This is a genomic window from Pseudomonas sp. S9, from assembly GCF_000222125.1.
GTDB lineage: Bacteria > Pseudomonadota > Gammaproteobacteria > Pseudomonadales > Pseudomonadaceae > Aquipseudomonas > Aquipseudomonas segetis.
The window spans coordinates 54,344-77,853 of the sequence record NZ_AFFX01000010.1 but is presented as its reverse complement, the minus strand read 5'-3'; the positions used below and the strand labels follow the sequence as shown (position 1 = coordinate 77,853).

Genomic DNA, 23,510 nt, shown 5'->3' with positions numbered 1-23,510 from the left:
TGCCAAAGGCCCAATGTTGAGCCAGTTTTGATTGCTTGTCAGCTTTGCTGGCATTTTAACAACGTCCGTCGCGCGAAGCACGGTACTCATGGGGGCTTTGCCCGGTCCAGCGGCGAAAGGCTCGCGCCAGGGAGCCGGTTTCGCTGAAGCCAACCAGATAGGCGATCTCACTCAACTCCAGCGCAGGGTCGGCCAGGTACTCAAGCACCATATGCTTGCGCGTTTGTTCAAGTAGTTGGTTGAACGACAATCCCGCGTCACTGAGTCGCCGTTGCAAAGTGCGCGGGCTCATGGCCAATTGTTCGGCAATCTGCGCCAACTCGGGTGCGCCTTGCGACAATTGCTTGACCAACTGCAGGCGCACCTTGTCCAGCACGCTATTGCCCAGCTTTATATCCGCCAGCAGACGGTCGGCGTAGGCATCAAACATACCGCGCACTTGCACATCGGCCTGGCTCAACGGGGTGCTGAGTAACCGCTTGGGAAAGACCAGCGCGTTATCGGCCTGGTCAAACAGCACCGGGCATCGGAAAATCCGTTGATGCTCACGGGTATCGAGCGGTGCACTGTGCTCAAAACGCACCTCGGTCGGAGGTGTCTGTAGACCGCTGATCCAGTGACCGAAAGTCATCCAGCCAGCCAGGGTTTCCTCGCTCAACTGCCGGGACTGCTGTTTCAAATGCGGCCGCCAGCTGTGCGCAACCTGTGCTTCGAGACCAGCCCGCGCGGGTTCGTCGGCCAGGTCAACCTGGCCCAGGTTCCCCACCAGCGTGGCGTAGCGTGCCTGGCGATGCAGTGCATCAGCCAAGGTCGCACAGCTCATGATCAAATAACCCAGCACGCCATAATAGCCGGGGCGCACCGACTCGCCGACATGCAGGCCAAGGCAGTCATCGCCGGTTGCGTCGACACCGAACTCAAGGAGCTGGAGATACAGCTGCGCATCAATACGCTGGTCGCGCTGAGCCAGTAGCTGGGGGCTCAACTTGAGCTGTTTGAGCAACTTGTCCACAGGCTGGCCCTGGCGCTCAAGGTAATCGAGTAGCCCTTGTAGATAAGCAACCGAGACTGAGCTGGTGAGCGCTGCAAGGGTATCCATTTCGACTCCTGTGGCTGAACGATTGGCTGCCTGGCCCGGTTTTCCTGGCCCCGAGCGAGACTGACGGCGGCTCTGCTGGCAGTACGACGCCCTGTGCGCATGGCTTTTTTAGCGCATAGGCAAGCCGCCGGGGGGCCGGTATACTCCTGCTCAATAGTGTTTTTTTACAAGGATTTCCACATGAAGCGGCTGCTTACTGCCCTTATCGCGATCGTCGCTGTCAGTTCTGTGCTCTCAGGTTGCGGCCAAAAAGGCCCTCTATACCTGCCAGACGAGACACAAGAACCTGCAGCGCAAACGGAATAAGGACGCTATATGAACGCCTTCAACTACCGCGACGGCGAGCTGTTCGCGGAAGGGGTGGCGCTGTCCGCCATTGCCGAACGGTTCGGTACGCCGACCTACGTTTACTCGCGTGCGCACATTGAAGCGCAATATAAAGCCTATGCCAATGCCCTGCAGGGCATGGAGCACCTGGTCTGCTTCGCGGTAAAAGCCAACTCCAACCTGGGTGTGCTCAATATACTGGCACGCCTCGGCTCGGGCTTCGATATTGTTTCCCGTGGCGAGCTTGAACGCGTCCTGGCAGCCGGCGGCAGCGCCGACAAGATCGTTTTCTCCGGTGTCGGCAAAACCCGTAGCGACATGCAGCGCGCGTTGAGCGTTGGCGTGCACTGCTTCAACGTTGAGTCCACCGACGAACTGGAGCGCCTGCAAGAAGTTGCCGCGCAAATGAATGTCACAGCCCCCATTTCGCTGCGCGTGAACCCGGACGTTGATGCCGGCACCCACCCGTACATCTCGACAGGCCTCAAGGAAAACAAGTTTGGTATCGCCATTGCTGACGCCGAGAGCGTCTATGCCCGCGCCGCAGACTTGCCAAACCTGAAGATTATTGGTGTCGACTGCCACATCGGCTCGCAGCTGACCACCCTGCCACCGTTTCTCGACGCCCTTGATCGCCTGCTGGTTCTGGTTGATCGCCTGGCCGAACGCGGCATTACGCTCAAGCACCTGGACCTCGGTGGCGGCCTCGGCGTGCAATACCGTGACGAAGAGCCGCCATTGGCGGGTGACTACATCAAGGCCGTACGCGAGCGCATTGCCGGGCGCGACCTGGCCCTGCTGTTTGAGCCGGGTCGCTCGATCGTGGCCAACGCAGGGGTGTTGCTGACGCAGGTCGAGTACCTCAAGCACACCGAACACAAAGACTTCGCCATAGTCGATGCGGCAATGAATGACTTGATCCGCCCAGCGCTTTACCAGGCGTGGATGGATGTAGTCGCGGTTAAACCGCGCGAAGGCCAAGGCCGCAACTACGATATCGTCGGGCCGATCTGCGAGACCGGTGACTTTCTCGCCAAGGATCGCCAACTGGCACTGGCCGAGGGCGATTTGCTCGCCGTTTGCTCAGCCGGCGCTTATGGTTTCGTGATGAGCTCCAACTACAACACCCGCGGTCGTGCCGCCGAGGTGGTGGTGGATAATCAGCGCGCCATTGAAGTACGAGCCCGCGAGACATACAGCGAACTCTATGCAGGCGAAAGCCGTCTGCCGGAGTAACCCCATGTTATTGCGCTTTACCAAAATGCACGGCCTCGGCAATGACTTCATGGTCCTCGACCTGGTCAGCCAGCACGCGCACATTCAGCCCAAGAACGCCAAGCAGTGGGGCGACCGCTTCACTGGCGTGGGGTTCGATCAACTGTTGCTCGTCGAGCCGCCAAGCAATCCGGATGTTGATTTTCGCTACCGCATTTTCAATTCCGACGGCAGCGAAGTCGAACAGTGTGGCAACGGTGCGCGCTGCTTTGCACGCTTCGTTCTGGACAAGCGACTGACGGCTAAAAAGCAGATTCGGGTCGAAACCAAAGGCGGCATCATCGAACTGAACGTGCGCAACGACGGCCAGATTACCGTGGACATGGGCCCGCCGCGCCTGGTGCCGGAACAGATCCCGTTTCAGGCTGACGCCCAGGCGCTTAGCTACCCGGTTGAAGTCGATGGCCAAACCCTTGAGCTGGCGGCCATTTCCATGGGGAATCCCCATGCGGTGCTACGCGTCAACAACACAGAAACCGCCGATGTCCACGGCTTTGGCCCAAAGCTTGAGCACCACCCGCGCTTCCCGCAAAAGGTTAACGTTGGCTTCCTCCAGGTGATTGATCGCCAGCGCGGCAAGTTGCGCGTCTGGGAGCGGGGCGCTGGTGAAACCCAGGCCTGCGGAACAGGCGCCTGCGCCGCTGCGGTAGCCGCCATCAGCCAAGGCTGGATGGATTCGCCCGTGCAACTGGAGTTGCCTGGCGGCAAGCTCCTGATTGAATGGGCAGGCCCCGGCCAGCCCGTTATGATGACCGGACCCGCCGTGCGCGTATACGAAGGACAAGTTCGCTTATGAGTGACCAGCAGGATTCACCGAAAACGCTCGACTCAGCCACAGTGGCCGCTTACCTGCGCCTGCACCCGGAGTTTTTCATCGACCACGATGACTTGATTCCCGAACTGCGCATCCCGCATCAACGTGGCGACACCGTCTCCTTGGTCGAACGTCAGGTTAACCTGCTGCGTGAACGCAATATCGACATGCGCCACCGCTTTTCACAGCTGATGGATGTGGCTCGCGACAACGACCGCCTGTTCGAGAAGACCCGCCGCCTGGTTCTCGACATGCTTGACGCCTCCAGCCTTGAAGAGATCGTCAGCTGTGTCGAAGACAGCCTGCGCAGCGAGTTCCAGGTACCGTTTGTCAGCCTGATCCTGTTCAGCGACAACCCGCTCCCGGTCGGCCGCTCAATGAGCAGCAACGAGGCGCATCAAGCCATTGGCGGCTTGCTGGCGGGTGGCAAAACCATTTGCGGTGTGTTGCGCGAGCATGAACTGGCCTTTTTGTTCGGCAAGAGCGAAGCCGCCAACGTTGGCTCGGCGGCAGTGGTGTCCATCACTCATCAGGGCACCCATGGCGTCTTGGCCATTGGCAGCGCTGACCCGCAGCATTACAAAAGCTCCCTGGGCACCCTGTTCCTTGGCTACATAGCCGAAGTACTGGCGCGCGTACTGCCTCGCTTCGCCACCCCGCTTCGCTCGGTTCGCTAGGCGACTCAAACGCAGGGCGCGCGGCGCATCAGGAGTCAACATGCAAGCTCGCATCGACGCCTACCTCGAACACTTGCGCAGTGAGCGCCAGGTCTCAGCGCACACGCTGGATGGCTACGGCCGCGACCTGGGCAAGTTGCTGAGCTTTTGCCAGCGTGAACAACTGGCTGACTGGAACCAGCTCGACACCTCGCGGCTACGCCGCCTGGTCGCCCACCTGCACATGCAAGGCCAATCCAGCCGCAGCCTGGCACGCCTGCTTTCGGCCACACGCGGGCTGTATCGCTACCTGATTCGCGAAGGCCACTGCCAACATGATCCCGCCAGCGGCCTGATGCCGCCCAAGGGCGAGCGACGCCTGCCGAAAACCCTGGATGCCGACCGCACCGGGCAACTGCTTGACGGCGCCGTGGAGGACGACTTTATTGCCCTGCGCGACCAGGCCATGCTCGAACTGTTCTATTCCTCGGGCCTGCGCCTGTCCGAACTGGTCAGCCTTAACCTGGACGGGCTCGACCTGGCTGCGGGGCTGGTTCGTGTGCAGGGCAAGGGCAACAAGACCCGCGAACTGCCAGTGGGACGCATGGCTCGCCAGGCCCTGGAAAACTGGCTGCCAATGCGCGCCTTGAGCTCACCCGCTGACGGCGCGGTGTTCGTCATCAACAAAGGCCGGCGCATTGGCGCTCGCGCCGTGCAGTTGCGAGTGCGCCAAGCCGGGGTACGCGAGTTGGGGCAAAATCTTCACCCGCACATGCTCAGGCACTCATTTGCCAGCCACATGCTGGAGTCGTCGCAGGACTTGCGAGCGGTACAGGAATTACTCGGCCACGCCGATATCGCCACCACCCAAATCTATACCCACCTGGACTTTCAACATCTGGCCACGGTGTATGACAGCGCTCACCCAAGGGCCAAACGCAAAGGCAGTAGTGAATGACCATCAAGCTAATCACTTTTGATCTCGATGACACCCTCTGGGATGTCACTCCGGTCATGCAAGACGCCGAAGCCGCCCTGCGTAATTGGCTGACCATGTATGCACCAAAGCTGGGCGCGGTTCCGGTTGAGCACCTGTGGGAAATCCGTAATCAGTTGCTGGCACAAGAGCCCGCCCTGAAACACCGCCTGAGCGAGCTGCGCAGGCGTATCCTGCTCAATGCCTTGCTAGGTGCCGGCTATGTCGAGAAAGAGGCTTCAGCGCTGGCCGAGACCGGATTCCAGGTGTTTCTGGATGCCCGCCATCAAGTGGAACTGTTCGCCGAAGTGCATCCGACCCTCGAAGCTCTGGCCAGCCAGTTCCAGCTCGGCGTGATTACCAATGGCAATGCCGATGTCCGGCGCCTGGGCTTGGCCGACTACTTTCAGTTTGCCCTGTGTGCCGAAGACCTGGGGATTGGCAAACCCGACCCCAAACCCTTCCAGGAAGCACTCAGGCACGCAAATGTCAGTGCAGAGTTAGCGGTACATATTGGCGATCACCCAAGTGACGAAATCGCCGGTGCGCAAGCTGCCGGCATGCGCGCCATCTGGTTCAACCCACTCAACCGGACATGGCCCCAGCAGCCTGCCCCAGATGGCGAAATCAGCAGCCTGGCGCAATTGCCCGCCCTGCTTAACAGCTGGTTAAAGCCCTCGGGGAATTGATATCCAGCGACAAAAAAACCTGCACAAGGCAGGTTTTTTTGTTTCGGCGACCACTCAGATAGGGCGGCTGCCGTATTTGCTGTCGGGCTTTTTCGGCGGGTCAGAAACCAAATTGGGCTCGACCTCTTGCACCTTGCCGCCACGAGCCAGGAACTCTTCCATGGCCTGGGCCAGGGAATCACGGTCCTTTTGCTTGGCTTCGACGCTCGGCAGGTCTTCCGGATCTATCGCAGCCTTGGCTTTCTTGCTTTTGCTTTTGCCGGAAGGCGAAGATATATCGTCATCGCTATCGTCATCAACACTTGGATCACCATCGTCAGACGCAGCAAGATCCTCACCGTCGTCCTCGTCAGCACCATCCAACTCTTCTTGTTCGAGATCTTCGTCGCTCATGTTCAGCCTCATGAAATGCGAAAGCAGATTAGTTATAGCCCAGCTGCGTAAATTTCGTACACAGCCAGCAAAAATTCAAATGCCCTTGCCTGACAAAATCGCCTAGCACGCCCTTTGCCAGTCAGCCGGGCTGAGTGCAGTCACTGCAAAAAGACTGTACCCAACGGCGCGCATTCTAGCGTGACTCCAGAAAAAGCAAAGTAAAAGTAGCAGATTTCACGGCGTTGTTTAACAGCTCTGAATTGAAGACAAAAAAGCCCGGCTGCGCTATCTACTCAAGGTAAATTCGCTAGCCGGGCTGATAGGTTACTGATCTTGCGCGCCCCGTTATCTAATGCATGTTATTGAACGGGCTGTGGCGCGCAGATGCGTTGTGGAATCAAGACTTGGTAAATTCCGGATAGGCTTCCATACCGCATTCGGCAATATCCACGCCTTCGTACTCTTCTTCTTCGCTGACACGCAGGCCAATAACGGCTTTGATGATGGACCTGACAATCAGGCTGGCAACAAATACCCAGGCGAAGATCGAAGCAATACCCAGCAGTTGAGCACCCAGGGTTGCATCAGGGTTGTTCGGGCAAACAGCCAGCAGCCCCCAAATACCGCAGACGCCGTGCACCGAGATTGCACCCACCGGATCATCGAGCTTGAGCTTGTCGAGGCCGATAATGGCAAATACCACCAGTACGCCGCCAACTGCACCGATCAAAGTGGCTTGCATGGCGCCAGGGGTCAGCGGCTCAGCCGTGATTGCAACCAGGCCAGCCAGTGCACCGTTCAGTGCCATGGTCAGGTCAGCCTTGCCGAACAGGATGCGCGCAACCAGCAAGGCTGCAATCAAGCCACCGGCAGCGGCCATGTTGGTATTAACAAACACCTGGGCAACAGCGTTGGCATCTTCAATGGTGCTCATTTTCAACTCCGAACCACCGTTGAAGCCGAACCAACCCATCCACAGGATGAATGTGCCCAGCGTTGCCATCGGCAAGTTTGCACCTGGAATCGGGTTGATCTGGCCGTTAGCGCCATATTTGCCTTTACGCGCACCCAGCAGCAGAACACCTGCCAGAGCCGCTGCAGCACCCGCCATGTGCACCACGCCCGAACCTGCGAAATCGAGGAAGCCCGCAGAGTTAAGGAAGCCCGCGCCCCACTTCCAGAAACCCTGTACCGGATAGATGAAACCAGTCATCACCACCGCAAAGGCCAAAAACGCCCAGAGCTTCATGCGCTCGGCAACCGCACCGGAAACAATCGACATGCAGGTAGCCGCAAATACCACCTGGAAGAAGAAGTCCGAACGCAGCGAGTAATACGGTGCGTCATCACCACCTGCGAGAACAGCCTCAGGGGTATGCTCGCTACCGATCAGGAAACCCAGGCTTGGCAGGATGCCGCCTTCCGGGCTGGAATACATGATGTGGTAACCGATGACCAGGTACATGACGCTGGCAACCGCATACAACGCGATGTTCTTGGTCAGGATTTCAGTGGTGTTCTTGGCACGCACCAGACCGGATTCGAGCATGGCGAAACCCGCTGCCATCCACATCACCAATGCGCCGCATATCAAGAAGTAAAAGGTGTCAAAACCGTACGTCAATGCTGTCAATGCTGTGTTGTCCATATGTCACCTCGTGCCGTGCGCCTTATCAATAGCGCTATTCGGTTAGGGCGCCCGTGAAGGGCGCACTCTGTGTGCTTACAGGTTGTAGCCACGCTCGTTGTGCAGGGCGAGATCGAGACCAACAGTCTCTTCCTCATCGCTGACCCGCAGCCCCATTACCAGGTCGATTACCTTGAGGATCACGAAGGTCACAACCGCGGTGTAGACCAGGGTGAAAATCACGCCTTCAAACTGGATCCAGAGTTGTGCAGCGATATTTTCAACTTCACCAAAACCGCCCAGTGCAGGTGCTGCAAACACCCCAGTGAGCAATGCACCGACAATCCCGCCGATACCATGCACGCCAAAGGCGTCCAGCGAGTCGTCGTAGCCGAGCTTGCGTTTCAGGCTCGGGGCGCAGAAGAAAAAGATCACCCCCGCCGCCAGGCCAATAACCAGCCCGCCCATTGGGCCTGCGGTGCCAGCCGCCGGGGTGATTGCAACCAGGCCAGCCACCACACCCGAGGCAATCCCCAGTGCGCTTGGTTTGCCGTGTGTGATCCATTCGGCAAACATCCAGCCCAGTGCAGCGGCAGCCGTGGCGATTTGCGTAACCAGCATGGCCATGCCCGCAGTGCCGTTTGCTGCAAGCGCCGAGCCTGCGTTAAAACCGAACCAGCCGACCCAGAGCATGGCCGCGCCAATCAGGGTGTAACCCAGATTGTGCGGAGCCATTGGCGTGGTCGGATAACCCTTGCGCTTGCCCAGTACCAGGCACGCCACCAAGCCAGCTACACCAGCGTTGATGTGCACGACAGTACCGCCCGCGAAATCGAGCACGCCCCAATCCCACAGCAAGCCGCCCACGCCGCCCCAGACCATGTGCGCCATGGGCGCATAGACCAAGGTGAACCAGGCGGGGATGAAAACAAGCATCGAGGAAAACTTCATGCGCTCGGAAAAACCACCGACGATGAGTGCGGGGGTGATAATGGCAAAGGTCATCTGAAAGGTGATGAACACGCTTTCAGGAACCGCTGCGACCAGGCTGTCAGCCTGCAAACCCCTGAGAAATGCCCTGGACAAGCCGCCCACAAAGGAATTGAAGTTAACAACACCTTCTTCCATGCCTGTGGTGTCAAACGCCATGCTGTAGCCATAGATGACCCACAGCAGACTGACTAAACAGGTGACGGCAAAGCACTGCATCATCACGGACAGCACGTTCTTGGAACGCACCATGCCGCCATAAAACAGTGCCAGGCCAGGAATGGTCATAAACAGTACGAGCGCGGTGGCAACAATCATCCACGCGGTATCGCCACTGTTCAGTACAACCTCGTCGGCCATCGCAACGCTAGGCAAAACGAGGGACAAAAGGGCTCCTAGCCCTGCGATTTTTCGCAGAGTCATGGTTTAACTCCTGGGGCGGGGTTCGGTTTTTTTGGGGCTTAAATCGCGTCGGTATCGGTTTCGCCGGTACGAATGCGAATGGCCTGTTCCAGATTAACTACGAAAATTTTGCCGTCACCGATCTTGCCGGTGTTGGCAGCTTTAGTGATGGCTTCGATGACGCGATCCAGTTGATCGTCAGCAATCGCCACGTCGATTTTCACTTTTGGCAAGAAATCGACCACGTACTCAGCACCGCGGTACAGCTCAGTGTGGCCCTTCTGGCGACCGAAGCCTTTGACTTCAGTGACAGTGATGCCCTGCACGCCGATCTCCGACAGTGACTCACGGACGTCGTCCAACTTGAACGGCTTGATGATGGCAGTAACTAGCTTCATGTAACTCTCTCCCGTGTAAGGTGGACTTGCCCCAGGAATTGCAAACCCGAGCCAAGTCTAAGCGCAGTGTCTGGCTTTTGTAATGCATTGGCTGCTCTAAAGCGGCAAAACCAATACCCACCAACCGCTCCTGACGAAACACTCCTGTGCCCCGACTCACGCACCGGAACCGCATCAGTGCATCTCTCATCTGGAGCTAAGCAGAAAGCTTGCCAAGCATCATAAATCTGCTTAATTTCATGCACTTAGGTGCTTCTAGAGGCAAATCGCCAGGATTTTCGGCGATTTAACGCACAATAACGGTGCGGCACCATCGGGCGCAGCGCGCAATAATCGTGCAAGTGGTAAAAGCTGTTGCCTCGACGCTGCGTGTTACACTTTCAACCTACCGCTACCGGATGCTAATCATGTTGCCACCCAAAATCCTCCTCGACGCCCTCACCGCCGGCGCCTCGCGCCTGTTCAATGGCGATACGCCGTTGCCACGCGCTGAGTTCGAGGCGCAATTCAAAGCACTGATGCAAAGCGGATTCAGCAAACTGGATTTGGTCAGCCGCGAAGAGTTCGACAGCCAGATGGTAGTCCTGGCCCGCACCCGTGCACGTTTAGAGGCACTCGAAGCCAAGGTCCTTGAGCTAGAAGCCAAAGAGTCCCAGCCCGCCACCAAGCAGTAACCCCTCTAGACGCTTCCCTTGGCCGCAAGGCCTCTGTGCGTGCTCCTGTCCAAAATTCGGCGCCCCTCGCCACTCTTAACTGAAGGTGCCGACTGCGAGTGCACGGCGCTGAAAATCTTAACAATTCTTGCGAACAGCCCCTGCTCGCTACGCCCCTGAATAAAATCAACTTTCAACATCAGGCCTTGATAGCAGATGGATCTGTGCGGCCCCGATGCGCCTCGAAGATAACGACAGAGGAAGTCGATTATGAAGCGGACTACAAAAGACAACGCCCCCCTGACCTTTAACCTAAGGGCAGGACGCCAAGGCAATGCTCTCCAGAGCGTCTCATTCAGCGCCCTGCTGGTCTTGGTCCTTGGCGGCTCCAGCAGCGCCTATGCAGCCTGTGTCAACCGGCCAGGAATAGGCGCCACCGAAGGCTCGACCTGCACCAGCGCCGGAACAAGCTTTAGCTCCGACACCATCAATGTACCAATCCGCAGCAGCGCCAAAAGCTCGCTGACGCTGACCGCTCCAGAGGTCAGCGCCGAGGTTTTGCCAAGTACGCCTGATGGTAATCGCGCCGTGGTATTTGCCCGCGATGCTGCCTTGAATATCGAAGGCAGCCTTACCAGCATCCTGAACGGCGCAGAAGGCACCGAAACCGGTCAACTTCTACGCTCGACCCTGGGCGGCTCGATTGTCGTCGGCGGCGATACCCGCCTGATCACCACCCAGGCGGATGCCATCGCGATTGACGCCAACCGAGGCAACATTTTGCTTAAAGGCAACCTCGATGCCGTCTCGCGCGGGCGCGCAGGAACCAGCAATAAGGCTGCGGTAAGACTCGGGCAGGGTTTACGCGCAAGCAACGGCGCAAGCATCAGGGTTCAAGGCGACACCCAGCTTGATGTGGTCAGCCGCGCGATTGAAGCCAACGGCACACCAGGCTCACAAATCGAGCTGACCAACCTCAGAAGCCGCTCCGAATCCTTTGGCATTATTGCCACGGGCGAGGATAACGCCGTGGTGGTCACCGGTGAGCAGGTCGATATCCAGGTCAGCGGCGACAACAGCGAAGGTATATACGTCGCCGAAGGTGCCAATGTGATCATCGACAGCGCAGGTGGCAATACCCGCAACGCCAAGGACTCGACAATTGTGTTCAATACGCCCGGCGCCAGCCTGGTCACGCTGGGCGATGCCTCAGACGCCTTGCGCGTACAGAACAGCAGCGGTGATGCACGCATCCTGATTGGCGCAGGCACTATTACCACCGGCACCACCAACAGCGGCTATGACTCCGAGGGCGCTTTCGCGCTGGTCCGCGGCGGCCCGGGCGTCGCTCAAGTCGACATGAGTGGCGGCAGTATCCTCACCTTTGCCGAAGAAGCCGAAGGCATCGCTGTTCAGGCGGATAACAACGCTGCCAGCAGGATCGACAATGACAGCATCATCAACTTCAGCGGCGGCAGCGTCACCACCAGAGGTAATAGCGCCGTCGGCTTGCTGGCGCAGAGCGATCCGTTGAGCAAAGGCAATGTCACCATCAACCAGTCTGGCGGCAGTGTCACCACCAGCGGCACCGGTGAACGGCAGCAGCTTAGTCACGGGATCCTGGCTGAAGCCACCGGCTCAGGTAACAGCACCATCAACCAAAGTGGTGGCACGGTCAGCACCACGGGAAATGGCAGCCATGGCCTCTATGGATACTCGATTAGCGGCGATGTGAACATCAACCAGGGCGCAACGGCGAGCGCTCAGGCCAGCGGCGAAAATGCTTCGGCGCTGGTGGCCGAGGCCGTATCGCCAGAGCAACGCTATGCAATCAAGGCGGCCGGCACATTGATTGGCGGCAGCGGCCAGGGCGCAGGCATCAGAACCAGCACCCAAGCCAACGGTAGCCTTGAGCTTGGTGCAACGGCCAAGGTTAGCGCCGCCTCGGGAATCGCCATTCTCGACGGCAGTGGCAACAGCACTATCACCAGCGCGGGCACTATCACTGGAGACATACTCACCAATGCCGGCGACGACCAACTGAACCTGTTGGCCGGCAGCGTGACCAACGGCAGCGTCATCATGGGTAAGGGCGACGACCGCGCAACCATTGAAGATGGCGCAGACATCACAAGAGTCAGTCTTTTCGATGGTGGCGAAGGGGTGAACGACAGCCTGAGCTTTGCCGGTGGCGAACGAAATATCGCTGCGGATAGCCTGCAGAACTGGGAAACAGTGGTTCTCGATGCAGGTGCCCGCATCAACTTCGACTCTCCAGGTCTCAGCGTTGGCAGCAGCGACAATGCAACAGAGCGCGGGCTGATCATCAATCAGGGTGCAACCCTGCGCGCCCGCCAGTCGAGCTTTACCGTCAGCGGCGACGTGAACAATAGTGGCACCATCGACCTGCAAAACAACAGCGCAGGTGATCGTTTTGTCATCGCAACCAATCCAGGCGACGCCTCCGGCAATTACCACGGGCAAGACGCCAGCCTGAAAATCGACACTGTACTCGGCGGCGATAACTCGCCAACAGACAAGCTGGTGATTCAGGGCGACTCAACCGGCAGCACCAGGCTTAGCGTCAACAACCTCGGCGGCAGCGGCGCCCAGACCGGCAATGGCATCGAAGTGGTGCAGGTCGCCGGAAACTCAAACGGGGTCTTCGCACTCAATGGCGACTACATTACCAAGGACAACCAACAAGCCGTTGTCGCCGGCGCCTATGCCTACACGCTGCACAAGACAGAAACTGGCGACTGGTCCCTGACCTCGGCCATTACCGCCTCCCCCGATACTCCTGTCGATCCGCTGGTGCCAGTGACGCCGAGCGAGCCGCGCTATAGCCCTAGCGCTGCACTCTATCAACAATATGGCCAAGCGTTGCTCGACATGAACAGCCTGCCGACCATGCAACAGCGTGTCGGCAATCGCTACTGGCATGCCGCCGACGGCACGGCTCAAGGCCGTACAACCACCAGTATTGACGGCGAGCAGACCTACATCGAAAACGGCGCAGGCTGGGCCCGTGTGGAGGGCAGCTACCAGCGTAACAGGCCCAATGCCGGAACGATCGATGCCGACTCAACAACCAATCGCTGGAAAATGCAGGCTGGCCTCGACGCCTTGCTGAATGAAGACCAACAAGGCAACAAGCTGATTGGCGGGCTAACTGCGCACTACGGCACCTCGTCGTCCCAGGTTGAATCGTTTTTCGGGGATGGCAATATCGACAGCCGTGGTTATGGTGTCGGCCTGACGCTAACCTGGCTGCAGGAAAATGGTTTCTATATTAACTCGCAAGCCTCGGCAACCTGGTACAAAACCGATATCGACTCTGACGAAACAGATCATCAGTTAGCCTCGGACAATGATGGTTTCGGCTACCCCTTCTCGGTCGAGAGCGGCAAGCAACTTAAGCTCAACGAAACCCTGAGCCTGACGCCCCAGGCACAGTTGATCTACTCCAAAGTTGATTTCGACAGCTTTACCGATGAGTTCAACACCCACACCTCATTGGACTCTGCCGACAGCCTGCGCTCACGCCTGGGTGTTTCGCTGGATCATGACAGCCGTTGGCTGGACGACACCAACAAGATCCGCCGTAGCCATGTCTACGCAATCAGCAACCTGTACTACGAGTTCCTCGATGGCACCAAGGTTGATGTTGCCGACGTAAAGCTTAAAAATCGTCCAGAGCGGCTCTGGACTGGCCTCGGCGTGGGCGGAAGCTACAACTGGAATGAAGACAAGCTCTCGCTCTACGGCGAGGTGTCTGTCGACTCATCCGTGAATAATTTCGGCGACAGCACGGCCGTCAACGGCACCGTCGGCATGCGCCTGAGATTTTGACCCTCAGTCACCGATAACGAAAAACGGAGCCCTCAAGCTCCGTTTTTTATTGCTCAACACCGCTGCATAACTGAACTAACCGGTTGCGCACCACTCCAGCGCAACCTGCTACGCTCGAAATATCGCAGGAAGCGATAGCCCAGACTTCAAGGAGCGAACGATGTCACTGGCCATAGTCCACAGCCGTGCCCAGGTGGGTGTTGATGCGCCAACTGTCACCGTCGAGGCGCACCTTGCCAATGGTTTGCCATCACTGGCATTGGTCGGTTTACCCGAAACAGCGGTAAAAGAAAGCAAGGACCGAGTACGCAGCGCCATCCTCAACTCTGCATTTGAGTTCCCACCACGGCGAATCACGCTCAATCTGGCCCCGGCCGATTTACCTAAGGATGGTGGTCGTTTCGACCTGGCAATCGCCTTGGGGATTCTCGCCGCAAGCGGGCAAATACCGGCAAGCGCACTTGAAGATATCGAATGCCTGGGTGAACTGGCGTTATCCGGAGAGGTTCGTCCGGTCCAGGGAGTATTGCCGGCCGCCCTGGCTGCTCGGGCCAGCGGACGCACTCTCGTGGTGCCCAGCGCCAACGCGGAAGAGGCCAGTCTCGCTTCCGGCCTGAACATAATTGCAACCGAGCACTTATTGCAGCTGGCTGCCCATTTCAATGGCCTGGAGCTGATTGCGCCATACCAATCACAAGGCCTGCTGCGCCAGCCCCAACCCTACCCGGACTTATCCGAAGTTCAGGGCCAGTTGACGGCAAAGCGTGCATTACTGGTGGCCGCTGCCGGCTCCCATAACCTGCTCTTTAGTGGCCCGCCTGGCACTGGCAAAACCCCGCTCCCCAGCCGCCTGCCCGGTTTGCTGCCACCGCTTGACGAGCAAGAAGCGCTGGAAGTGGCAGGCATTCATTCAGTCGCCAGCCACAGGCCAATGACCGCCTGGCCACAACGACCTTTTCGCAATCCCCACCACAGCGCATCCGGTCCGGCATTGGTCGGCGGCGGCAGCCGGCCACAACCCGGCGAAATAACCCTTGCTCACCATGGCGTGCTGTTTCTCGACGAACTGCCTGAGTTTGATCGCAAGGTCCTTGAGGTATTGCGCGAACCGCTGGAAAGCGGTCATATCGTGATCGCCCGCGCTCGCGACAAGGTGCGCTTCCCGGCCCGATTCCAACTGGTTGCGGCCATGACCCCTTGCCCCTGTGGTTTTCTTGGCGACCCCAGCGGGCGCTGCCGTTGCAGTAGCGAGCAGATTCAACGCTACCGGGCCAAACTCTCCGGCCCGCTGCTCGACCGCATTGATTTACACGTCACTGTGGCCCGCGAGGCAACAGCCCTGCTTGTACCTGAAAGCACCACCAGTGAAACCGCCACCAGCGCCGCCCATGTTGCCAGCACCCGTAAACGGCAAATGCAGCGCCAGGGCTGCGCCAATGCATTTCTGGACCTGCCAGGGCTGCGCCAGCACTGCCCGCTGCAGGCGGCGGACCAGCTATGGCTGGAAACCGCCTGCGAGCGACTGGCCTTATCCCTACGCGCCGCTCACCGCGTGCTCAAGGTCGCAAGAACCCTGGCCGATCTTGAGGGCGTCGCAGACATAAACCGCCAGCACCTGGCCGAAGCCATGCAGTATCGCGGTCATGCCTAGACCTAACGCAGTAGCCATATCGGCCTGGCGCTACTGAAAACGCCCGACCTCATTGCGCAGCTCACCCGCCAGGCCATCAAGCTCGCGGGCCGTTTCGGCCAGGTTGGAGATCACCTGGTGCTGCTCGTTATTGGCCAGGGCGATACTTTGCAGATTACTGCTCAAGGCCGTAGCGGTGCTACTTTGCTCTGAAGTGGCGGTGGTAATAGAGGCAAACTGCTCTCCGGCCATGCTGGTCTGCTCGGCAATTTGCGCCAGTGCCTCCACAACCCGAGAATTGAGCTGCAAGCCTTCGTTCATCAACGACTGGCCTTGCTGCATGGTGCTGATGGCAGTGGCTGTTTCAGTCTGGATACTGCCGATCATGCTGGAAATTTCTGTTGTCGCATCACGGGTACGGCCTGCCAAACTACGGACTTCATCAGCAACCACGGCGAAACCACGACCTTGCTCCCCTGCGCGCGCTGCTTCAATCGCTGCGTTGAGAGCCAGCAAATTGGTTTGCTCGGCAATCGAAGTGATCACGCTGACAATACCGCCGATCTCCTGCGAACGCTGGCCCAAAGTATTGATAACCGCCGATGTAGCATCCAATGAATGCGCTATTTGTTCCAGCGCCTTTGACGCCTCGTCCATCGAGCTGCGGCCGATGTTGGTCTGCTGTGCGTTATCACTGGCCAGGCGTTCGGTCTGGCGCATATTGTCGGCGATATTCAGGGATGTTGCACTGAACTCTTCGACCGCACCGGCCATACTGGTGATCTCCCCCGACTGTTGTTCTATCCCTTCATAGGCGCCGCTGGAAAGTCCCGACAATGCTTGGGCGCGGCTGCTAACGGCCTGGGCCGAGCTGCGAATACGCGAAACCATGCTCGCCAGCGCTTCACCCATTTGATTGAAACTGGTGGCAAGGTCACTGATTTCATCATTGCCACTAATGGTTGAACGTGCACTCAAGTCACCAGCTCCCAGCGCGTGAGCTTGCTTGACCAACTGGCCAAGCGGTCGCAATTTACGGCGCAGCAACCAGATCACCGCACCAACGGCCAAGACCAGCGCCAGCAGGCTACCAATCGCCAGTTGCCAACCGAGCGACCAGGTCACGGCCTGGATTTCAGCCATGGGCATGCTCGCCACCACTTGCCAACCGCCAGCGCTGAAAGGTGCGCTAACGCTGTAGAATTCTTGCTGGCCATCACTCCAAACCATGCCCTGGCTTGGGTTGCTGGAGTGCTCTATCAGTTTCGCCGGGGCTGAATCGGCCTTCTGCGCAGCGAAAGGAGCAACCAACCATTTGCCGCTGGAATCGAAGATTGCCAGTGAACCGGCCTTGCCAATGCGGAAGTTCTTCAGCGCAGCAAACTGATCGTTTTGCGTATCGGTATAGTCAAAGCCGACAAACAACACCGCAATCACTTGCCCCTGGCTATCGGTGACCGGTGTGTACTGGGTCATGTAGGCGCGGTCGAACAGCAATGCACGGCCCACATAACTCTCGTTCTGGAGCAGGCGCTGGTAGGCTGGATGATTGTGATCCAGCGCTGTGCCGATGGCACGACTACCGTCCTGCTTGGTTAACGAGGTGGTAACCCGAACAAACTCGGAACCGTCGCGGACAAATACGGTGGCCACCCCGGCGGTCAGGTTCTTGAACTCATCAACGCGCTCAAAGGCATTGTTCAGCAAGTTGCCGTCGGCATACAACGCAGGCGTCTGCACCCCGACCACGTCTATTCGCTCATCGGGTTTAACCACCAGCCCCGAGCTGTAGCGCTTCTCGAACAGGCCCGCGAGGCGCTGCGTGCTCTCAAGCAAACTAGCGTTGAAGGTCGCTAACTGGTCAGCCATCAAACGCGACTCGCTGGCCAGGTGCTCTTCACGGATCGCCACGTTGGCATCACTCAAAGAGCGCAAGGCGAACACAGTGCTGAGGCTAATCAACACAGTCAGGATAATAGCCAAGGCCAACGCCAGCTGCCGAGTGATAGAGGAACGAGAGGGGTTCATGAAAGCTCCGACAAAAAATACACCTGAGCACCCATAGCAAAGGATGCATCACTAGTCTGTCGGCTTAATCGGCCCCGCCCCCCAGAACTTAAGCGCCACTCAGCCGATTATTTGATCCACTCGACCTGTGGTAGCTGCATTGCCGCGACTTCACTGACCAGATAGTCGCGCAAGCGCTGGAAACGTTCCTGGTTACGCCGCGCCTTGGGCCAGACCAGGTAATAGCTGGAACCACTGGGTACCGCTGCTGGCCAGGGCAAGCCGAGGCGGCCTTGCGCCACATCCTCTGCGACCATGACCAGATCACCGATCGACACCCCGTAACCGCGCGCGGCCGCGACCATACCCAACTCCAGGGTGTCGAACACCTGACCGCCACGCAGCGGGACCTTGTCAGCCAGATTCATGGCCTGCAGCCACTGGCGCCAATCACGGCGATCAGGCGTTGGGTGGAGCAACTCGGCGCTTTGCAGTTGTGCCAGGTCCCAAGCACCATCGCCCAGGACATCGACGGCGCACACCGGGATCAGCCATTCGGCGAATAGCAACTCACTTTCCCAGTCATCGGCAAAGTTTCCGCTGCTCAGCAGTACCGCGCAGTCAAAGGGCTCGTGCAAGAAGTCGACTTTATCGACATCCATCCAGGCACTGGTCAGTTGCACTTCGATATCACTGCTGAGCATGCGAAACCGCGAAAGCCGCGCCAGCAACCAGCGCATGGTCAAGGTCGACGGCGCCTTCAGGCGCAACACCCCATCATCCGCCTGCAAGGGTGCACAGGAACGCTCAAGCGCATCGAAACCTTCACGCAGGCCAGGGAGCAAGGTGCGACCGGGTTCAGTGAGCTTGAGACTGCGCCCACAACGCTCGAATAGACGACAGTCGAAATACTCCTCAAGCGTGCGCACGTGGCGGCTAACCGCGCTTTGCGTGATCGCCAGTTCTTCACCGGCCTGGGTGAATGAGCCGTGGCGCGCGGCCGTCTCAAAGGCGCGCAACGCGTACAAAGGCGCTAGCTTGCGACTCATGGATAACTAAAACTCATACTAAACAGAGGTATTTTCATTTTGCAGCATGTGCCATCAATTTCACATACTGCACAGCTCAATACTCAACCTGGCCTCCACTTATGTCCCATGGCAGCTACCCTCTCCACCCCGCCATCAGCAGTGCTGCCGCGCTGCCACGCGAAGTTGATATTGTCATTGCCGGCTCAGGCATCATGGGCTGCGCAACGGCCTACTACTTGCGGCAAAAGGGCTTGTCGGTGTTGGTCTGCGACAAAGCGGGGCTGGCCAGCCAGCAATCGACCCGGGCCTGGGGCTTTGTGCGTCAACAGGCGCGCGACCCGGCCGAAGTGCCATTGATGATGGCTGCCATGGAGTTGTGGAAACAGCTTGAGCATGAGTTGCAGTTACCTTTGGAGTGGCGTCAGGACGGCTGCATGTACTTGGCTGAAAATGATGAACACCTGCGTCAGTACCATGACTGGCTGGATGTCGCCGCCAGCCATGGCCTCGACACCCGTTTGCTCAGCAGCCGTGAAGTCGCTGCCAGATTGCCTGCGCTGGCCAATCCGGCAAAAGGCGGGCTGTTCACCGCCAGTGACGGCCAGGCAGAGCCGCGCCGGGGAACTCCGGGCTATGCATTACGCGCGTCCGAGGCCGGTGTGGTATTTGCCGAAGGGTGCGGGGTGACCGCGATCGATCGAGCAAGCGGCTCGGTTTGTGGCGTGCAAACCGAACGCGGCTATGTGAAGACCAGCCGCGTACTGGTCGCGGCCGGGGCCAGCAGTTGGCGGTTGCTGGCTCCGCTTGGACTTGAGCTTCCACAGCAGGCGCTGCGCAGCACTGTCTCGCGCACCAGCCCGGTGCCCGACATTGGCGGCTGTAGTTTTATCGGCCACGGCATTGGCATCCGGCAACGCGCCGACGGCAGTCTCAACCTGGCGGATGAAGCACAAGCCGACATAGACCTGAACCTGGACTTCATCCGCGGCGCTTCTTGGTACCTGCCCTTATTGCCAGAGCATCACCGCAGCTTCCGCTTCCACCTCAATGGCGCGCTGCTGCATGACATAAAGTTGCGCCTACGGGGTGAAAACAAGGTGCTCGGCGAACGCGACCCACACGCCAGGCCCGAGCCCAGCCGTGTTCGCGCCGCGGAAAAAGCCTTGGCGCGCGCCTTCCCGGCTTTGCATGAGGTGCGCGTCATAGAAAGCTGGGCCGGTTTTATCGATGTCTTGCCCGACGGCATACCTGTACTCGATGCGCCCAGCCAAATCCCCGGCCTGCTGATTGCGACTGGTTTTTGCGGCCATGGCTTCGCCATGGGCCCAATTGTCGGTCAGTTGATGGCGCAATGGGTCACGCAGGGCAACACATCACTCGATGTAAGCGCATTTCGTAGCGGCCGCTTTGCTGATGGCAGCGCAGGCAAACCCCATTCACTTTTCTGAAGAAACCCTGCATGTCGAGGCCAAACCGTATTGAATTGCTGGCTATTTTGCCTCTATCAGGCCCACTGGTAGCGGCGCAATTGGCACATGTATTGATGGTCTTCACCGACACGGTGATGATGGGCCTGCTTGGCCCTCAAGAACTGGCCGGCGGCGGGCTCGGCGCAGCGTGTTATTCGTTTGTCTCGATTTTCTGTGTTGGGGCCATAGGTGCAGTGGGCAACCTGGTTGCCATCCGCCACGGTTCTGCGGATGCGGCAGGTGTAACCCGCCTGACCCAGAACGGCTTGTGGATGGGCTGGGGCTTGGCCCTGCTGGCGGGGCTGATACTGTGGAACCTCGAACCGGCCCTGAGGCATGCGCAGCAAACGCCGGAAAACGTTGAGCGCGCCATGCACTTTCTCTCAACCCTGGTATTCGCCCTGCCCGGCTACATGACCTTTATGGCGCTGCGCGGCTTCACCAGTGCAATCGGTCGTCCCGGGCCGGTCATGGCCATCAGCATTGGAGGCGCGCTGGCCAATTTCATTCTGAACTACGCCCTGATCAGAGGTTGGTTTGGCCTGCCGCAGTTGGGCCTGGCTGGTATCGGCCTGTTCACCTCGCTGGTCATGAGCGCCATGGCCTTGATTCTGGCCTGGCATGTGATGCATCACCGCGCCTATAGCGCCTACCCACTGCAGCGAGGCGTCTGGCAGCCAGACTGGCAAGAACTCAAGGAACTTATCCGCCTTGGCTTACCCATTGGCGGCACCTATGCGGTGGAGTCAGGGCTATTTGCCTTTGCGGCGCTGTGCATGGGCGCGCTGGGCAGTACGCAGATGGCCGCCCATCAAATTGCCCTGCAATCGGTGTATGTCGCCTTTATGGTGCCAGTCGGCATTTCCTATGCGGTGACCTTCCGGATTGGCCAGCATTATGGCGCTGGTCGCTTGCTTGAGGCGCGGCGCAGCGGTCGACTGGGCATCATGTTTGGCGCCACCTGCATGCTCGGCTTTGCCTTGCTGTTCTGGCTCGCGCCGCAATGGGTGATTGGCTTGTTTCTCGACCGCAATGACCCGGCATTTGAGTCGATTATCGCGCTGGCCATCAGCTTGTTGGCGATTGCGGCCTGGTTTGAGCTGTTTGATGGTATTCAAACCATTGCCATGGGTGCGATTCGCGGACTCAAGGACGCCAAGACCACCTTCTACACCGGCCTGGCCTGCTATTGGCTGATTGGTGCGCCCATGGCCTGGGCCCTGACATTTGTCTTCGACTGGGGCGCGGCAGGTGTGTGGTGGGGTTTAGCCAGCGGTCTTGCCTGCGCAGCCATCAGCCTAAGCCTGGGCTTTGAATGGAAAACCGCGCGGATGCTCAAGCAAGACCCGGTCGAGACCTGCAGCAACTTGGCCTAGTTCTTCTGGCTCATGCCCGGCAGTACATTTCGTACGCCGTAGACCAGAAATTTCGCCAACTCACTCAGAGCAATGGGCTTGCTGATTAGGAAGCCCTGCGCCTGGTCACAACCGAACTGACGCAACATGGCGAGTTGCTCGGCGTTTTCAACGCCTTCGGCGACCACCTGCAAGTTGAGGTTGTGTGCCAAGTTAATCATGGCCCGCACCAGCAGGCGGTTCTCCGAGCGTTCGCACATGCCGCCGACAAAACTCTTGTCGATCTTCAGCAAGGTGATCGGCAGGCTGTTGAGGTGGACGAACGAAGAGAATCCAGTGCCAAAATCATCCAGCGAGAAACGCACGCCCAACTCTCCCAAGGCCAGCATGGTCTGGCGCACATGATCGCTGCGGCGCATGATGGCGGTTTCGGTCAGCTCAAACTCAAGCCACTGGGCATCAATCCCGCGCTCATCGATCAAGCGCTTGAGCGTTGGCAGCAGCTGGCTGTCCTGGAACTGGCGGAATGACAGGTTGACCGCCATATGCAGCGGCTCCAGCCCACGCCCACCCAGCCACTGCATGTCACGCAGGGCACGGGAGATGACCCAGTAGCCGAGCGGCACGATAAGGCCGCTTTCTTCGGCCAGCGGCACAAATTCATTGGGCGCAAGCAGGCCACGGGTAGCGTGGCGCCAACGCACCAAGGCCTCAAGCCCAACAATGTTGCCGGTTTTCAGGCAAAGGCGCGGTTGATAATGCAGCTCCAGTTCATCGCGGCGCAGCGCACGGCGCAATTCGCTTTCGAGATCTGCCTGGCTACGCGCGTTGTGATTGATCCGCTCATCATAAATATACGAGGTGCAACCTTGCTGGTTCTTCGCCTGCTGCATGGCAATGTGCGCGTGCCACATCAGCGGATCAGGCCCCGCATTCGCCCGGGCGTGTGCAAGCCCAAGGCTGCAACCGAGCATCAGGCTCTCGCCATCGACCCAATAGGGCTCGGCCAACACTTCGGTTACCCGCTCGGCAAAGCGCTCTGCGCGCAGTGCGTCCCGTCGGGTATCGAGCAGCACCGCAAACTCGTCGCTGCCCAAGCGTGCTATTTGATCCCCCGATTGCAGGACCGACTTGAGCCGCGCCACCACTTGCAGGATCAGGTTGTCGCCGGCCTGAAACCCCAAGGCATCGTTTACATGCCGAAAGTTATCCAAATCCAGATGGCCAAGCGCCAGGCCCCGGCTATCGGCCGCCGCTAGCCGGGCGGTGAGCAGGGTCTGGAACCCTTGGCGGTTGGCAATTCCCGTGAGCGCATCCTGCTCGGCCAAACGGTTGAGGGTATGCTTGAGCGAACCGTGCTCTTGCACATAACGCAAGCAACGCCGCAGTACATCCGGGGTCAGTTGTGAGCGGACCAGCCAATGGTTGATACCTTGGGGCTCATCGAGAGGCTCCTGCTCGAACAACAAGAAAAACAGCAACGGACAAAAAACCAGAGAAGACTGGTGGCTCGGCGTGGTCAACAGGAGGGTGTTGCCATGGTTGCCGTACAGGTTACGCGCGATGCTCCATGAGGCGGCTGAAATAATCGAATACGCTCCGCCCCAAGGCAGCAGGCACTCATGCAAGAGCGCAGGCCATGAGGAATCCTCGGCAAGCAGGATCAGCGTTAAGGGCTCGACGAACGCAGACAAACAACCTCCCCAAAGACAAAATAATGCAGTGGCATCCTCGCCAAATGCGCCATTTTTGGCGTCTAGTCCGCACATCCCTGCTGTGCTCACGCATCCTGCTCTAAAGTAGAGCCTTCGACAAGTACCCCTCAGATGAGGTTACCCGGTTGGCGTAGGAGCTAATTGACCACGATCAAACGCCACTGACCTTC

At 58.7% G+C, this 23,510-nt stretch carries 18 protein-coding genes and 2 pseudogenes; 11 read left to right on the top strand and 9 right to left on the bottom strand.

The window, feature by feature from the left end:
* Positions 1-55: 55 nt before the first annotated feature.
* Positions 56-1,099: an AraC family transcriptional regulator gene (locus tag PSES9_RS0117905; protein ID WP_010489285.1), complete on the bottom strand. Its 1,044-nt coding sequence runs from the start codon at positions 1,097-1,099 to the stop codon at positions 56-58.
* A gap of 180 nt (positions 1,100-1,279) precedes the next feature.
* Here PSES9_RS0117905 and lptM point away from each other — a divergent pair, with 180 nt between their 5' ends.
* The 6 genes from lptM to PSES9_RS0117880 are packed head-to-tail and all read left to right on the top strand — an operon-like array spanning position 1,280 to position 5,836.
* On the top strand, positions 1,280-1,405 hold the full coding sequence (gene lptM / locus PSES9_RS24700) for an LPS translocon maturation chaperone LptM (RefSeq protein WP_010489282.1): 126 nt from the start codon (positions 1,280-1,282) through the stop codon (positions 1,403-1,405).
* Positions 1,406-1,414: 9 nt separating this feature from the next.
* Positions 1,415-2,662 (top strand): diaminopimelate decarboxylase, encoded by a 1,248-nt coding sequence (gene lysA / locus PSES9_RS0117900; protein ID WP_010489280.1) that lies wholly within the window; start codon positions 1,415-1,417, stop codon positions 2,660-2,662.
* A gap of 4 nt (positions 2,663-2,666) precedes the next feature.
* The gene (dapF, locus tag PSES9_RS0117895) at positions 2,667-3,497 is read left to right on the top strand and encodes a diaminopimelate epimerase (RefSeq protein ID WP_010489278.1); all 831 of its coding nucleotides are present in this window, start codon (positions 2,667-2,669) and stop codon (positions 3,495-3,497) included.
* Entirely contained in the window at positions 3,494-4,192 is a 699-nt protein-coding gene (locus tag PSES9_RS0117890; RefSeq protein WP_010489275.1) for a DUF484 family protein, read from the top strand. Before dapF ends, PSES9_RS0117890 begins: the two co-directional genes overlap by 4 nt.
* Before the next feature lie 40 nt (positions 4,193-4,232).
* Positions 4,233-5,129, top strand: a complete 897-nt coding sequence (xerC, locus tag PSES9_RS0117885; protein ID WP_010489274.1) for a tyrosine recombinase XerC — start codon at positions 4,233-4,235, stop codon at positions 5,127-5,129.
* The gene (locus PSES9_RS0117880; protein WP_010489272.1) at positions 5,126-5,836 is read left to right on the top strand and encodes an HAD family hydrolase; all 711 of its coding nucleotides are present in this window, start codon (positions 5,126-5,128) and stop codon (positions 5,834-5,836) included. The genes xerC and PSES9_RS0117880 overlap by 4 nt, the downstream gene beginning before the upstream one ends.
* A 54-nt stretch (positions 5,837-5,890) precedes the next feature.
* Here the strand turns inward: PSES9_RS0117880 and sutA are convergent, their stop codons facing one another.
* The 4 genes from sutA to glnK form a co-directional block, all read right to left on the bottom strand.
* The gene (gene sutA, locus PSES9_RS0117875; RefSeq protein ID WP_010489270.1) at positions 5,891-6,229 is read right to left on the bottom strand and encodes a transcriptional regulator SutA; all 339 of its coding nucleotides are present in this window, start codon (positions 6,227-6,229) and stop codon (positions 5,891-5,893) included.
* A gap of 379 nt (positions 6,230-6,608) precedes the next feature.
* On the bottom strand, positions 6,609-7,859 hold the full coding sequence (locus PSES9_RS0117870) for an ammonium transporter (RefSeq protein WP_010489268.1): 1,251 nt from the start codon (positions 7,857-7,859) through the stop codon (positions 6,609-6,611).
* A gap of 75 nt (positions 7,860-7,934) precedes the next feature.
* On the bottom strand, positions 7,935-9,251 hold the full coding sequence (locus PSES9_RS0117865; protein ID WP_010489266.1) for an ammonium transporter: 1,317 nt from the start codon (positions 9,249-9,251) through the stop codon (positions 7,935-7,937).
* Positions 9,252-9,289: 38 nt separating this feature from the next.
* The gene (glnK, locus tag PSES9_RS0117860; RefSeq protein ID WP_003096476.1) at positions 9,290-9,628 is read right to left on the bottom strand and encodes a P-II family nitrogen regulator; all 339 of its coding nucleotides are present in this window, start codon (positions 9,626-9,628) and stop codon (positions 9,290-9,292) included.
* Between the two features lie 407 nt (positions 9,629-10,035).
* On the opposite strand from glnK, the gene PSES9_RS0117855 reads away from it, so the two are divergent.
* From PSES9_RS0117855 to PSES9_RS0117840, 3 genes are all read left to right on the top strand, one after another.
* Complete coding sequence (locus tag PSES9_RS0117855) at positions 10,036-10,302, top strand: accessory factor UbiK family protein (protein ID WP_010489219.1); 267 nt, start codon at positions 10,036-10,038, stop codon at positions 10,300-10,302.
* Between the two features lie 249 nt (positions 10,303-10,551).
* Positions 10,552-14,133, top strand: a complete 3,582-nt coding sequence (locus PSES9_RS24360; RefSeq protein WP_010489218.1) for an autotransporter family protein — start codon at positions 10,552-10,554, stop codon at positions 14,131-14,133.
* 160 nt (positions 14,134-14,293) lie between these two features.
* Positions 14,294-15,784 (top strand): YifB family Mg chelatase-like AAA ATPase, encoded by a 1,491-nt coding sequence (locus PSES9_RS0117840; RefSeq protein ID WP_010489217.1) that lies wholly within the window; start codon positions 14,294-14,296, stop codon positions 15,782-15,784.
* Positions 15,785-15,814: 30 nt separating this feature from the next.
* Here PSES9_RS0117840 and PSES9_RS25760 read toward each other — a convergent pair.
* The 3 genes and pseudogenes from PSES9_RS25760 to PSES9_RS0117830 all read right to left on the bottom strand — a co-directional run.
* Positions 15,815-16,402, bottom strand: a pseudogene (locus PSES9_RS25760) (methyl-accepting chemotaxis protein); the annotation flags it as partial.
* A gap of 270 nt (positions 16,403-16,672) precedes the next feature.
* Positions 16,673-17,632: pseudogene (locus PSES9_RS25755) on the bottom strand (Cache 3/Cache 2 fusion domain-containing protein); the annotation flags it as partial.
* A 266-nt stretch (positions 17,633-17,898) separates the two neighbouring features.
* Positions 17,899-18,819, bottom strand: a complete 921-nt coding sequence (locus tag PSES9_RS0117830; protein WP_010489215.1) for a LysR substrate-binding domain-containing protein — start codon at positions 18,817-18,819, stop codon at positions 17,899-17,901.
* A 101-nt stretch (positions 18,820-18,920) separates the two neighbouring features.
* Between PSES9_RS0117830 and PSES9_RS0117825 the strand changes: the two genes are divergently transcribed.
* Positions 18,921-20,249 (top strand): NAD(P)/FAD-dependent oxidoreductase, encoded by a 1,329-nt coding sequence (locus PSES9_RS0117825; RefSeq protein ID WP_010489214.1) that lies wholly within the window; start codon positions 18,921-18,923, stop codon positions 20,247-20,249.
* An 11-nt stretch (positions 20,250-20,260) separates the two neighbouring features.
* Entirely contained in the window at positions 20,261-21,646 is a 1,386-nt protein-coding gene (locus PSES9_RS0117820; RefSeq protein WP_010489213.1) for a NorM family multidrug efflux MATE transporter, read from the top strand.
* Here PSES9_RS0117820 and PSES9_RS0117815 read toward each other — a convergent pair.
* Positions 21,643-23,319, bottom strand: a complete 1,677-nt coding sequence (locus tag PSES9_RS0117815; protein WP_010489212.1) for a putative bifunctional diguanylate cyclase/phosphodiesterase — start codon at positions 23,317-23,319, stop codon at positions 21,643-21,645. The genes PSES9_RS0117820 and PSES9_RS0117815 overlap by 4 nt on opposite strands.
* Between the last annotated feature and the right edge of the window lie 191 nt (positions 23,320-23,510).

Coding starts and splice junctions, on each gene's coding strand:
- PSES9_RS0117905 (WP_010489285.1), bottom strand. CDS start 1,099: ATGGATACCCTTGCAGCGCTCACCAGCTCAGTCTCGGTTGCTTATCTA.
- lptM (WP_010489282.1), top strand. CDS start 1,280: ATGAAGCGGCTGCTTACTGCCCTTATCGCGATCGTCGCTGTCAGTTCT.
- lysA (WP_010489280.1), top strand. CDS start 1,415: ATGAACGCCTTCAACTACCGCGACGGCGAGCTGTTCGCGGAAGGGGTG.
- dapF (WP_010489278.1), top strand. CDS start 2,667: ATGTTATTGCGCTTTACCAAAATGCACGGCCTCGGCAATGACTTCATG.
- PSES9_RS0117890 (WP_010489275.1), top strand. CDS start 3,494: ATGAGTGACCAGCAGGATTCACCGAAAACGCTCGACTCAGCCACAGTG.
- xerC (WP_010489274.1), top strand. CDS start 4,233: ATGCAAGCTCGCATCGACGCCTACCTCGAACACTTGCGCAGTGAGCGC.
- PSES9_RS0117880 (WP_010489272.1), top strand. CDS start 5,126: ATGACCATCAAGCTAATCACTTTTGATCTCGATGACACCCTCTGGGAT.
- sutA (WP_010489270.1), bottom strand. CDS start 6,229: ATGAGCGACGAAGATCTCGAACAAGAAGAGTTGGATGGTGCTGACGAG.
- PSES9_RS0117870 (WP_010489268.1), bottom strand. CDS start 7,859: ATGGACAACACAGCATTGACAGCATTGACGTACGGTTTTGACACCTTT.
- PSES9_RS0117865 (WP_010489266.1), bottom strand. CDS start 9,251: ATGACTCTGCGAAAAATCGCAGGGCTAGGAGCCCTTTTGTCCCTCGTT.
- glnK (WP_003096476.1), bottom strand. CDS start 9,628: ATGAAGCTAGTTACTGCCATCATCAAGCCGTTCAAGTTGGACGACGTC.
- PSES9_RS0117855 (WP_010489219.1), top strand. CDS start 10,036: ATGTTGCCACCCAAAATCCTCCTCGACGCCCTCACCGCCGGCGCCTCG.
- PSES9_RS24360 (WP_010489218.1), top strand. CDS start 10,552: ATGAAGCGGACTACAAAAGACAACGCCCCCCTGACCTTTAACCTAAGG.
- PSES9_RS0117840 (WP_010489217.1), top strand. CDS start 14,294: ATGTCACTGGCCATAGTCCACAGCCGTGCCCAGGTGGGTGTTGATGCG.
- PSES9_RS0117830 (WP_010489215.1), bottom strand. CDS start 18,819: ATGAGTCGCAAGCTAGCGCCTTTGTACGCGTTGCGCGCCTTTGAGACG.
- PSES9_RS0117825 (WP_010489214.1), top strand. CDS start 18,921: ATGTCCCATGGCAGCTACCCTCTCCACCCCGCCATCAGCAGTGCTGCC.
- PSES9_RS0117820 (WP_010489213.1), top strand. CDS start 20,261: ATGTCGAGGCCAAACCGTATTGAATTGCTGGCTATTTTGCCTCTATCA.